Origin of the sequence: Bacillus sp. EE-W1 (assembly GCF_009760835.1) — a bacterium.
Classification (GTDB): Bacteria; Bacillota; Bacilli; order Bacillales; family Bacillaceae_G; genus Bacillus_A; species Bacillus_A wiedmannii.
In genome coordinates, this window is sequence record NZ_WIPE01000046.1 from 1 (window position 1) to 12,425 (window position 12,425).

The following is a 12,425-nucleotide window of genomic DNA, read 5'->3' on the forward strand; positions in this document are numbered from 1 at the left end:
CCCCCACTGATTAAAGTTTCACTTTATTAAAAATGAAATAAAATAGTTAAGAAGTACGCATGGGTGTAACGAAGAACTAATAAAACATATCTTGCCACTAGAATGGGGGCATATCAACTTTTAAATTGAGTACCGCCAGCATTTCAGAAAAAATACAATAAGCTGTCCATATGGGCAGCTTATTGTTATTCTACATTGTTCTTAAATAAACTTAATATTTGTTGAGCATCTGTATCCCTTATTATGTAATGTTCTAGATTTTTTTGTTCTTCATTATCTTGACGAGCAATTATAACTTTTTTATCCTCTAGCCAAATTAAATATGTTTCATTGGAACGATCTTGGTAATTTACATTCATTTGATAATCAATATTTGCTTTAGCCTCATCATCTAGCAAAAGAGGAATAACTCTTTCTCGATCCTTATCTATTCCTGTATGTTCCATGGATTTAATAATTTGATCAAACTCTAGATTTATAACTGCTTTTTTATTTTTTACCTTAGCGGATATAAGCTCAATTTTCTTTATTTCCTTTCCTTGAAAGAAAATAGGTTTATGATTTTCCTCTTGTTGTATTGAGGCAGTTTTTACTTTTGGTTGTTCAGTAGTAGATGTACTACCAGTGTTTGTCTCAGTCGAACAAGCGGATAGATATAGGAATAATGATAAGGTCAGTAATGATATATTTTTATTCATAAATTAACCCCTTTCTTTTATGGATAATATTCCTTTTCACCATGTAATAAACCTTTTTAAAGGGGAGAAGTTGTCTACTCTTCGTATGAATACTTTATCCCGCGTTAATGGACAGTAAAACCCCCACTGATTATTAGCCTTCACTTTATCATTCTCCAGTTCAAAATGTTATCCAATAAAAAAATATCTCGAATTTGAGATAAATAACTTGCTTTTTAATCACTTGAGTTGTAAAGTGATAGTAACGAAAGCGATTGAGTCATATGAAAAACATACACTCACTTGCTTTCGATTAAAAAAACGAAGTAACTTATTTAGTAAAAACTAAGATGAATTTACAAAAACATAATGAGAATAAATTGAAAAGCTAAGAAGCATATTATTTTTTAGATATCACTTGACTAGTAAAATGAAACGGAGGAATTATCAATGTATGAAATTAAAGGGCATCATCACATTTCAATGGTTACAAAAAACGCGAGTGAGAATAACCATTTTTATAAAAACGTGCTTGGTTTACGCCGTGTGAAAATGACGGTAAACCAAGATGATCCGTCCATGTATCACTTATTTTACGGAGATAAAACAGGAAGTCCAGGTACAGAACTATCGTTTTTTGAAATGCCTTTAGTAGGAAAAACGTACCGTGGTACGAATGCAATTACGCGAATCGGATTACTCGTTCCGTCAGAGGAAAGCTTACATTACTGGAAAGAACGATTTGAGAAATTTGATGTGAAACATAGTGAAATGACAACATATGCAAATCGTCCTGCTTTACAATTTGAGGATGCTGAAGGTCTTCGCCTCGTGCTACTCGTTTCAAACGGAGAAAAAGTGGAGCACTGGGAAACTTGGGAGAAATCAGAAGTTCCTGCCGAACATCAAATTCAAGGAATGGGTTCTGTAGAAATGACAGTGCGTAGACTTGATAAACTGGCGAATACATTAACAGATATATTTGGTTATACAGAAGTTAGCCGAAGCGACGAAGAAGCGATTTTCCAGTCTATTAAAGGAGAAGCCTTCGGAGAAATCGTTGTGAAATATTTAGATGGTCCTACTGAAAAGCCAGGCCGCGGTAGCATTCATCATTTAGCAATTCGTGTAAAGAACGATGCAGAGCTTGCTTATTGGGAAGAACAGGTAATACAAAAAGGTTTCCATTCTTCAGGCATTATCGACCGTTTCTACTTTAAAAGCTTATACTTCCGTGAATCAAACGGAATCCTATTTGAAATTGCGACAGATGGACCAGGATTTACAGTTGATGGCGATGTAGAGCATTTAGGAGAAAAACTTGATTTACCGCCGTTCTTAGAAGATCAGCGAGCAGAAATTGAAGCGAAATTAGCACCTATTGAAGAGAAATAATAGAAGAGAAAATAAAATTTAAAACCCATTGGAGGAATATAAAATGAACCAATTAAAAGGAATTCACCACGTTACAGCAATTACAAGTAGTGCAGAAAAGAACTATGAGTTTTTCACTCACGTTTTAGGAATGCGTTTAGTTAAAAAAACAGTAAACCAAGATGATATTCAAACGTACCATTTATTCTTTGCAGATGATAAAGGTAGTGCAGGAACAGATATGACATTCTTTGACTTCCCAGGTGTTCCAAAAGGAGTACACGGTACAAATGAAATTTCAAAAACTTCATTCCGCGTTCCAACTGATGCAGCACTAGCGTATTGGGTGAAACGTTTTGACCGTCTTGAAGTAGAACATACAGGCATTAAAGAGCAATTTGGTAAGAAAACTCTTTCTTTCGTTGATTTTGATGATCAACACTATCAATTAATCTCAGATGAATTAGATAACGGGATAGAATCAGGTACACCATGGCAAAACGGTCCAGTTCCATTAGAATATGCAATTACTGGCTTAGGCCCTGTATTTATCCGCATTTCAAACTTTAGTTTCTTTAAAGAAGTGTTAGAAAAAGTTCTATTATTTAAAGAGATTGCTCAAGAAGGAGAATTCTATTTATTTGAAGTAAACGAAGGTGGAAACGGTGCTTCTGTCATTGTAGAACATAATACGGTTCTTCCTGAAGCACAACAAGGTTTTGGTACAGTGCACCATGCTGCATTCCGCGTAGAAGATCGTGCTGTATTAGAAGAGTGGATTGAGAGAATCGGTAGCGTTGGACTTCCGTCATCTGGCTATGTAAATCGTCACTTCTTCGAGTCATTATACGCAAGAGTTGCACCACAAATTTTATTTGAATTTGCAACAGATGGCCCAGGATTTATGGGAGATGAGCCATACGAAACACTTGGCGAAAAATTATCTTTACCTCCATTTCTAGAGCCAAAACGTGAAGAAATTGAAAAATTAGTTCGTCCAATTGATACAGTGAGAAGTACGAAGGAATTTATTAAAGAGTAAAAATAGAGATAGTAAGTAGGAGAGCAAGTAGTTTTAGCGGAGTGCTGGAACTGCTTGCTTTTTTATTTATCCTAGTAAGTTTTCTGACAATTATTTCTCAAGTTATTAAAAAGGAAAACTTTGGTATAATTAATTAAAATATTAAATTTTCTGATAATTATTTTTCAATGCATAGAAAAGGAGTGGTAATATACAATTTTGATAATTGTATAAAAATCCTAATTTTGCAATTTTGGAGAAAAGGGGATGTAAGTGTATGGGAGCAGATGTAGTAACGCGGGAGCAAATGAAACATTCTTTAGATGATTGGTATCGTGTAATGTTGCAGCAAAATATAGAGAAAGCTACGGAAATGAAAGAGGAGATTGAAAGTAAGATTAGTGGTTTGGATGTGGATCAGGATGTATTGCTTTATCATGCGTTGTTGAATTTTAGATATGATGCATTGGTTGATTGGATTGGGGTTAGAGAAGATAGTTTTGATAAAGTGGAATCTTTCGAAATTCCAATAGAGGGCTTTTTAGCTTATTATTATCACTTCTTTAAAGGGTTTCATTGCACATTAATTTCAAATTATAACGAAGCGAAAGAACAGTATGAGCAAGCTGAGAAGTTATTGAAATATATTGCAGATCCGATAGAACATGCGGAGTTTCATTATCGTTATGGATATCTTTATAACCAATCATATCAACAAATGTTAGCGATTGATCAAATAAAAACAGCAAAAGAGGATTTTTTAAAACAACCAGGTTATGAAATTAATCTTGCGTTGTGCGAAAATATGTTAGGGTTGTGTTATATTGATTTACAACAATTCGAGTTCGCTGAAGAAACATTTAATACAGCATTGAATGTTTTCCAACAAGTTAATCATGAAAAATATATATTAATGGTTAGAAATAATTTAGGTTTATTGTACGCGAATCAAAATTTATCTGAGTTAGCTATCCGTCACTTATCAGAAGTAACAAAGAAATCTCCTAATCATTTTCGAGCACTATACTTGGAATCAGACGAATACCTAAAACTAAATGAATTAGAAAAAGCAGAGTCGTTAATAAATAAAGGGTTACGTATTTGTAATCAGTTAAAAAATCAAGAGTATCAATACCGATTCATGATTTTAAATAAAATGAATGCGACTACTGGTGAGTTTGAGAATGTTATTTTAGATGCGATTTCTTATTTTGAAAAAGAAGAATTATTTGATTGTATTCAAGAGTATACGGAACGCTTAGCAGATAAATTTTATTATGAAAACAATCATGAAAAATCTAGCGAATATTATCATATGAGTAAAGAAGCAAGAAAAAAACAAATGATAAAAGGAGCGTTAAAATAATGAAAAAAATTGTATTAACGGTAATAGGGTTCGCATTTACTTTATCTCTAGGATTTCATGATTTTAATTCAGTTGCACTTAATAAAGGAGATGGTGGAGGAGCACCAGCAAGACCAGACTACGTTAATATTGGCGACACAGGAGGAGCACCAGCAGATAATAGAGGAGACGGCGGAGTAAGCCAACTATAATAACAAAGAAAGGGACTTCAACATGAAGTCCCTTTTTCTATTTTCAGGCCATGTAGAGAAAAGAATTGACTTACTTTAAATGTGTAACTATAATAGTTACGAAATGACCATCATTAATAGAAGTAAGTAATATTTTTTTAATATAATTGTAACTACTTTAGTTACAATTAAAAATAATCATAAAACAACCAAATAATGTAAAAACTTTAAATAGCAACAAGAGAAAGGAGACGGGAATTTTGAAACGGTTTAAATTTTATTTTATTAGCGGTATTGTGCTTGTTTTATTAATCGTATGTAACTTCGTTGATAAGCCGATTGCGAAAGTTGAAGAAGTGAAAGATACTGTTATGATGAAGCTGAATACGAAAGAGAGTATGGCGCAAATTGATGGACAGACGATTTATTTTAAGCAAATTGGTGAGGGGAAGCCGCCTTTACTTATGCTGCACGGATTTGGTGGTTCATCTGATGGATTTAGTGATATTTATCCGGAACTTGCACGAGATCATACGATTATAGCGGTTGATATTTTAGGATTTGGACGTTCTTCGAAGCCGGTTGATTTTCAGTATTCGTTTCCTGCGCAAGTGAATTTATATTATAAACTAATGAAGAAACTTGGATACGATCAATTCGCAGTACTTGGTCATTCGATGGGCGGAGAGATGTCTCTAAATTTAGCGTATTTATATCCGGATGCAGTAACGCATCTCATTTTAGCGGATTCTACAGGGATCGAGTCTTTCCAGCAAAAAGAAAGCTATGAAGTGCCGCCGCTATCAACGGATTTACAAACTGTAACAGAGATTACAGATTATAATAAAAATGCAGTGAAAAATAGTCGCGACGATAAAGAGCATTATGATCAGCTTACGAAAATGAGAGAGCGCCGCATCGCGATGGAGGCCGATAAAATTAAGGTGCCGACTTTAATTATATGGGGACGACACGATAAGAGCGTTTCTTGGAAAAATGGTGAACTGTATCATGAGCTATTTGCGGATAGTACGTTCCATATCATTGAAAAAGGATACCACGCACCGTTTCGCCAGGAACCAATAGAGTTTATGGAATATGTACAAGCGTTCTTCGCGAAGAATCCGCAATAAATTTTAAGCATAAATCCACTTCTTTCCTCATACAGTGAAACTAATAAGGCTTGTCTAAGGAAAGGAATGAAGTTGCGTGGAAACTTTACCATGGTGGGTGTATCTTGTAATCGTCGGGATCGTATTAAGTGGCTACATGGTTTTATATACTTCAAAAAAAGAGCAAGAGATGGATAATGAGTTTATCGAAAAAGAAGGCGAAGTATATATGAAGCGTTTAGAAGAAGAGCGAGAGAAGCGGAATCAGGATAGTGATAAAGATTCGGTATTGCTTTAATAGAAATTTTGAAAGGCTACTACCTAGTAGAACTTTACATCTAGGTGGTAGCCTTTTTTCTTTTTGGGAGCGGGTTATATTTAATATTATATGTATACGAAATTCATCATGAACCTTTATTGATGGTATTTATATATATGTTTCCTCATAAGAATGGAACTAGCGCAGTATCTACGGGAGGGATTAACAATGCATAGGGATGAAACATCATTACATCCTGATACGGGTGTTACGTCTGTAATGTTTGTTGAGCGTTCATTAAATGAAATTCGTTTTTGGTCTAGAATCATGAAGGAGCATTCTTTTTTTCTTCGCTTAGGGTTTAGATGCGAGGATACGCAACTAATCGAAGAGGCTAATCAATTTTATCGATTGTTTGAACATATTGAACAAATAGCGCATTCCTATACAAATGAAACAGATCCTGAGCAAATAAAAAGATTTAATGCAGAAGTACAACAAGCCGCAACTAATATTTGGGGATTTAAACGAAAAATTTTAGGATTAATTCTCACATGTAAATTGCCAGGACAAAATAACTTTCCGCTGTTAGTTGACCATACAAGTAGGGAAGCTGATTATTTTAGAAAACGTTTAATACAATTAAATGAAGGGAAATTAGATGCTCTTCCTGATGCTATTATTAAAGAAAATGTTTTCTTTTTAAGGATTATGGCAGACCATGCTAAATTTATTGGTCATCTTCTTGATCCATCGGAAAGAAAGCTTGTAGACACAGCGCGGAATTTTAGCAATGATTTTGATGAATTGATGTATCAAGCAATTGACTTAGAATCTATGAAACCACAATCTCAAACAGTCCCACTTTTAGATCAATTTTTAGATCAAAATCGTGTGTCGGTTGCATCTCTTCGGGATTTTAAGAAAACAGCACGTGATTTAATTGAGCAATGTAAAATAAAGAGTATCATTCATCCATTATTAGCAGACCATGTTTTCCGTGAAGCTGATAGATTTCTTGAAATCATTGATATGTATGATGTTCACCTTACAAATATTCAATCCCAACCTAGATATTAGAAGATAAAGAAAGATAATATTTTACTTTCAGCTGAGAAGTTAACAATTTATTGTTAGCTTCTTTTCTTTTTGATGAAAATGAAACTATGATGGGCGTATTTTTATTTCTTACAAAAATCGTTGTATGGATGTTAAATAAGTTTGCCGGAGCGAGCATTACACTTGTAGCAGATGCACCGTATGTAATGAATTTTTTACCCCTCATATTAATGGTTATAAGTGGCACGGCTTCTGATAAGTTGAAGAAAATATATAGATAGAGGAAATAATTTCTCCGCACTAGCTGTTCTTTCTACTCAAATTGTGTACTATAAAGGATAGGATGACATAAAGAAGGGGACATTTAGAATGGAATTTCATGAACAGAAGATTTTGCCGGCAGTGAGGCAAATTAAAGATTTGGAAAAGCTATTACATAGTTCATATGAGTATATTGTTATTTTAGATATTCATGTTGGTCAATTGAAGAGTGTTGTGTCACTTGCGAAGCAGCATAGTAAAAAGGTGTTTTTACATGTTGATTTGATCCATGGATTACAAAGTGATGGGCATGCGACGGAGTTTTTATGCCAAGAATATAAACCGTACGGGTTACTGTCGACAAAGGCGAGCGTGATTATGAAGGCGAAGCAAAAGGGTGTCGTCTCAATTCAACGCATCTTTTTAATTGATTCTAGCGCGATGGAAAAGAGCTGTAATTTGCTAGAAAAGACGAAGCCGGATTATATAGAGGTGCTTCCTGGTGCGCTAACGGATGTGATTGCTGAAGTGAAAGAGCGTACTGGTGTCCCGATTTTAGCGGGTGGTTTCATTCGTACTGTGCAAGATGTTGAAAGAGCTTTAAGTGCTGGTGCGACAGCAATTACGACATCAAAAAAAGAACTATGGAAACATTACCAAAAAAAGTGACGAAAATGTGAAAAAATTCTGTTGACACCGCTTTCATGAAAGGTTAACATTATAGACAAGTTAATAAACGTGACGGAGAAAAGAAGAGATCCACATTTTATTGTTTCTATATATTTTTATATAGAAGCATGTAAGCTGTGGATCTTTTTCTTTTGAAAAAACGAATGGCCATTCATTTTACCTCTATCACATTTGAACGCATTTAAATTGATTGTGGAGGGATTTTATGTCAGCATTTTTAGGGGAATTAATAGGGACAGCGTTGTTAATCGTACTTGGTGGCGGCGTTTGTGCTGGTGTAAGTTTAAAGAAATCGTTTGCGAAAGATTCTGGATGGATTGTTATTACAATGGGCTGGGGCTTAGCAGTTGCTATGGCAGCGTATGCAGTTGGATCAATTAGTGGGGCACATTTGAATCCGGCTTTAACGATAGGACTAGCATTTAAGGGAGCGTTCCCATGGAGTGACGTACCAGGTTATATCGCAGCACAAATGATTGGGGCAATTATCGGGGCAGTTATCGTATATTTACATTACTTACCACACTGGAAAGAAACAGAAGATCCAGGAACAAAGTTAGGCGTATTTGCAACAGGTCCAGCAATTCCGAACACATTTGCAAACCTTTTAAGTGAAATGATTGGAACATTCGTTTTAGTATTTGGTATATTAGCAATTGGAGCAAATAAATTTGCAGATGGTTTAAATCCATTTATCGTAGGTTTCTTAATTGTAAGTATTGGTTTATCATTAGGTGGAACGACAGGATACGCGATTAACCCGGCTCGTGATTTAGGTCCGCGTATCGCACACTTCTTCCTTCCGATTGCAGGAAAAGGCGGTTCGAACTGGAAGTATGCATGGATTCCAGTAGTTGGTCCAATTCTAGGTGGATCACTTGCAGGATTATTCCATCAAGTTGTATTTGAAGGAAAACAAAATGCAGCACTTATTTATGTGATTATTGCAACTGTGATTGTACTAGCAATCTCTTATATGACAAGTAAAAAAAGTGAAAGCACTACAAATAGTAGAAAAGTAGCATAGGAGGAAACCATTATGAAAAAATATATTCTTTCTTTAGACCAAGGAACAACTAGCTCACGCGCAATTCTTTTCAATAAAAAAGGTGAAATTGTTCATTCAGCTCAAAAAGAATTTACACAACATTTTCCAAAGCCAGGCTGGGTAGAGCATAACGCACAAGAAATTTGGGGATCTATTTTAGCAGTTATCGCAACTTGCTTAAGTGAAGCAGATGTAAAACCAGAACAAATCGCTGGTATCGGTATTACGAACCAACGTGAAACAGCGGTTGTATGGGATAAAACGACTGGAAAACCAATTTACAACGCAATCGTATGGCAATCTCGTCAAACAGTTGAAATTTGTGATGAGCTAAAAGAAAAAGGTTATAGCGAAATGGTTCGCGAAAAAACAGGTCTTTTAATTGACGCATACTTCTCTGGTACGAAAGTAAAATGGATTTTAGATAATGTTGAAGGTGCAAGAGAAAAAGCAGAAAACGGCGATCTATTATTCGGAACAATTGATACGTGGCTTGTATGGAAATTGTCTGGCGGTAAAGCGCACGTAACGGATTACTCAAATGCATCACGTACATTAATGTTTAACATTCACGACTTACAGTGGGATGATGAGCTTCTAGATATGTTAACAGTGCCAAAGAGCATGCTTCCAGAAGTACGTCCATCATCTGAAATATATGGAGAAACAATTGATTATCACTTCTTCGGTCAAAATATACCGATTGCAGGTGTAGCTGGTGACCAACAAGCAGCATTATTTGGACAAGCTTGTTTCGGTGAAGGTATGGCGAAGAACACGTACGGAACTGGTTGCTTCATGTTAATGAACACAGGAGAAAAAGCAGTAGCTTCTGAGCACGGCCTATTAACAACAATTGCATGGGGTATAGATGGTAAAGTAAACTACGCATTAGAAGGAAGTATTTTCGTAGCAGGTTCTGCAATTCAATGGTTACGTGACGGAATGCGCATGTTTAAAGATGCAAGTGAGAGTGAAGTGTATGCTTCTCGCGTTGCATCAACTGACGGTGTATATGTTGTACCAGCATTCGTTGGACTAGGAACACCTTATTGGGATAGTGAAGTACGCGGCGCTATGTTTGGTGTAACGCGCGGTACGACGAAAGAGCATTTCATTCGTGCAACACTAGAATCTTTAGCATACCAAACGAAAGATGTATTATGTGCAATGGAAGCAGATTCAGGTATTGAACTGAAAACATTACGCGTTGATGGTGGAGCAGTTAAAAATAACTTCTTAATGAAGTTCCAAAGTGATATTTTAGACGTTCCTGTAGAGCGTCCGGTGATCAATGAAACTACAGCTCTAGGTGCAGCGTACTTAGCTGGTCTTGCGGTTGGATATTGGAAAAACCAAGATGAAATTAAAGAACAGTGGCATATGGACAAACGCTTTGAACCAACGATGGAAGCGGAAACAAGCGAAGAGCTATATGCTGGATGGAAAAAAGCGATTGAAGCAACAAAAGCTTTCAAATAATCATAAACAGTGTTATAATGGTGACAAGTTAATAATTCGGTAGGAGATTTGGAGAGACCACAACACGCTATAGAGGCGAAATCTATAGCGGAGTTCGTGGTCTCTTTTTTCGTTATCAAAGGGAGGAATTACCATGAAATTTTCAAGTAAACAACGTAAAGACGTATTAAACGGAGTAAATAAACAAGAGTTAGATGTGATCGTAATTGGTGGAGGTATTACTGGTTCTGGTATTGCATTAGATGGGGCAACACGCGGGTTATCAACAATTGTGTTTGAAATGCAGGACTTTGCAGCAGGTACATCAAGTCGTTCAACGAAGCTTGTACACGGTGGTCTACGTTATTTAAAACAACTTGAAGTGAAAATGGTAGCAGAGGTGGGAAAAGAGCGTGCGATCGTATATGAGAACGGTCCCCATGTAACAACACCGGAGTGGATGTTACTTCCGTTCCATACAGGCGGTACGTTCGGATCATTCAGTACATCAATTGGTCTTCGTGTATATGACTTCTTAGCAGGCGTAAAACGAAGCGAGCGCAGAAAAATGTTTAACCGTGAAGAAACATTAAACAAAGAGCCTCTTGTAAAAAAAGAAGGATTAAAAGGCGGCGGTTACTACGTAGAATATCGTACAGACGATGCGCGTCTTACAATTGAAGTAATGAAAGAAGCAATTGAACACGGTGCGAAGGCTGTTAACTACGCAAAAGTAGACGGTTTCTTATATAAAGATGGAAAAGTATGCGGTGTACGTGTAATCGATTTACTAGATGGCGAAGTGTATGAAGTGTATGGTAAGAAAATTGTAAACGCAGCTGGTCCTTGGGTAGATACACTTCGTGAAAAAGATAACTCAAAAAAAGGGAAAGTACTTCAGTTATCAAAAGGTGTGCATTTAGTAATTGACCAAAAACGTTTCCCACTAGGGCAAGCTATTTACTTCGATACACCAGATAAACGTATGGTGTTCGCGATTCCTCGCGGCGGAAAAACATACGTAGGTACAACAGATACGTTCTATGATAAAGACGCAGCTGTACCGCACATGACAACAGAAGATCGCACATATATCATTAACGCGATTAACTACATGTTCCCAAGTGTAAAAATTACAGAAAAAGATGTGGAGTCAAGCTGGGCTGGTGTACGTCCGTTAATTTATGAAGAAGGTAAGAATGCATCTGAAATTTCTCGTAAAGATGAAATTTGGACTTCTGAATCTGGTTTAATTACAATCGCAGGTGGTAAATTAACAGGATACCGTAAAATGGCTGAAATGGTAGTAGACTACGTAACGAACCTACTACAAAAAGAAGGTCATAGTGCATATCCGAAGAGCGATACGAAACATATGCCAATCTCTGGTGGACATGTAAGTGGTTCACACGGATTCCCAGCATTCGTTGCGAAAAAAGCAGACGAAGGTACGAAATCTGGTTTAACGAAAGCACAAGCAGAAGAATTTGCGAAATTCTACGGCTCTAACGTAGACGTACTATTCGACTTAGCGAAAAAACATAAAGACGAAGCGAAAGAATACAACATGCCGCTAGACGTTCTAATCCCACTTGTATACGCAATGGATTACGAAATGACAGCAAAACCAGTCGACTTCTTCGTACGCCGCAGAGGCGCTGTATTCTTCAACATCCACTGGGTATACGAGTGGAAAGAAGCAGTAATCAACTACATGGCTGCGAAACTAGGCTGGAGCAAAGAAGAGCAAATGAAATACACAGCAGAATTAGAAAAAGCATTAACAGACGCTGTCATTCCTGTAGATCAACAAGAACAAGCAGCTGCATTAGCGTAAAATAGAGAAACACCTGAAGAGAACCTCTTCAGGTGTTTTTTATCCTTTTCGGCAAGAAGGCTCCATCTGATTTGTGTTACGGGTGAAACC

The 12,425-nt window shown here is 36.4% G+C and carries 12 protein-coding genes and 1 pseudogene; 12 read left to right on the forward strand and 1 reads right to left on the reverse strand.

From position 1 onward, the window contains the following. Positions 1 to 185 precede the first annotated feature (185 nt). Positions 186 to 698 (reverse strand): hypothetical protein, encoded by a 513-nt coding sequence (locus GFJ36_RS04590; RefSeq protein ID WP_098649389.1) that lies wholly within the window; start codon positions 696 to 698, stop codon positions 186 to 188. Between the two features lie 429 nt (positions 699 to 1,127). On the opposite strand from GFJ36_RS04590, the gene GFJ36_RS04595 reads away from it, so the two are divergent. From GFJ36_RS04595 to glpD, 12 genes and pseudogenes are all read left to right on the forward strand, one after another. Continuing rightward, on the forward strand, positions 1,128 to 2,072 hold the full coding sequence (locus tag GFJ36_RS04595) for a ring-cleaving dioxygenase (RefSeq protein ID WP_088121561.1): 945 nt from the start codon (positions 1,128 to 1,130) through the stop codon (positions 2,070 to 2,072). 43 nt (positions 2,073 to 2,115) lie between these two features. Further along, positions 2,116 to 3,093, forward strand: coding sequence for a ring-cleaving dioxygenase (locus GFJ36_RS04600; RefSeq protein ID WP_088080549.1), 978 nt, complete (start codon positions 2,116 to 2,118; stop codon positions 3,091 to 3,093). Positions 3,094 to 3,349: 256 nt separating this feature from the next. Then, entirely contained in the window at positions 3,350 to 4,438 is a 1,089-nt protein-coding gene (locus tag GFJ36_RS04605; protein ID WP_097890545.1) for a response regulator aspartate phosphatase, read from the forward strand. After that, on the forward strand, positions 4,438 to 4,629 hold the full coding sequence (locus GFJ36_RS04610) for a hypothetical protein (protein WP_097890543.1): 192 nt from the start codon (positions 4,438 to 4,440) through the stop codon (positions 4,627 to 4,629). The genes GFJ36_RS04605 and GFJ36_RS04610 overlap by 1 nt, the downstream gene beginning before the upstream one ends. 239 nt (positions 4,630 to 4,868) lie before the next feature. Then, positions 4,869 to 5,741 carry an alpha/beta fold hydrolase gene (locus GFJ36_RS04615; RefSeq protein ID WP_157349504.1) on the forward strand — a complete coding sequence of 291 codons (873 nt, stop codon included), beginning with the start codon at positions 4,869 to 4,871 and terminating at the stop codon, positions 5,739 to 5,741. Between the two features lie 76 nt (positions 5,742 to 5,817). Then, complete coding sequence (locus GFJ36_RS04620; protein ID WP_000449229.1) at positions 5,818 to 6,018, forward strand: sporulation YhaL family protein; 201 nt, start codon at positions 5,818 to 5,820, stop codon at positions 6,016 to 6,018. Positions 6,019 to 6,207: 189 nt separating this feature from the next. Further along, positions 6,208 to 7,059 (forward strand): DUF2935 domain-containing protein, encoded by an 852-nt coding sequence (locus GFJ36_RS04625; protein ID WP_087985653.1) that lies wholly within the window; start codon positions 6,208 to 6,210, stop codon positions 7,057 to 7,059. 86 nt (positions 7,060 to 7,145) lie between these two features. Beyond that, a pseudogene (locus GFJ36_RS04630) lies at positions 7,146 to 7,319 on the forward strand (helix-turn-helix domain-containing protein); the annotation flags it as partial. An 88-nt stretch (positions 7,320 to 7,407) separates the two neighbouring features. Continuing rightward, positions 7,408 to 7,968: a glycerol uptake operon antiterminator GlpP gene (gene glpP / locus GFJ36_RS04635; protein WP_000394296.1), complete on the forward strand. Its 561-nt coding sequence runs from the start codon at positions 7,408 to 7,410 to the stop codon at positions 7,966 to 7,968. Positions 7,969 to 8,194: 226 nt separating this feature from the next. Continuing rightward, positions 8,195 to 9,016: a glycerol uptake facilitator protein GlpF gene (glpF, locus tag GFJ36_RS04640; protein ID WP_088062312.1), complete on the forward strand. Its 822-nt coding sequence runs from the start codon at positions 8,195 to 8,197 to the stop codon at positions 9,014 to 9,016. A gap of 12 nt (positions 9,017 to 9,028) precedes the next feature. Continuing rightward, positions 9,029 to 10,519 carry a glycerol kinase GlpK gene (gene glpK, locus GFJ36_RS04645; protein WP_097890536.1) on the forward strand — a complete coding sequence of 497 codons (1,491 nt, stop codon included), beginning with the start codon at positions 9,029 to 9,031 and terminating at the stop codon, positions 10,517 to 10,519. Positions 10,520 to 10,652: 133 nt separating this feature from the next. Then, positions 10,653 to 12,335, forward strand: a complete 1,683-nt coding sequence (gene glpD / locus GFJ36_RS04650; protein WP_064473814.1) for an aerobic glycerol-3-phosphate dehydrogenase — start codon at positions 10,653 to 10,655, stop codon at positions 12,333 to 12,335. The last annotated feature ends 90 nt before the right edge of the window (positions 12,336 to 12,425 follow it).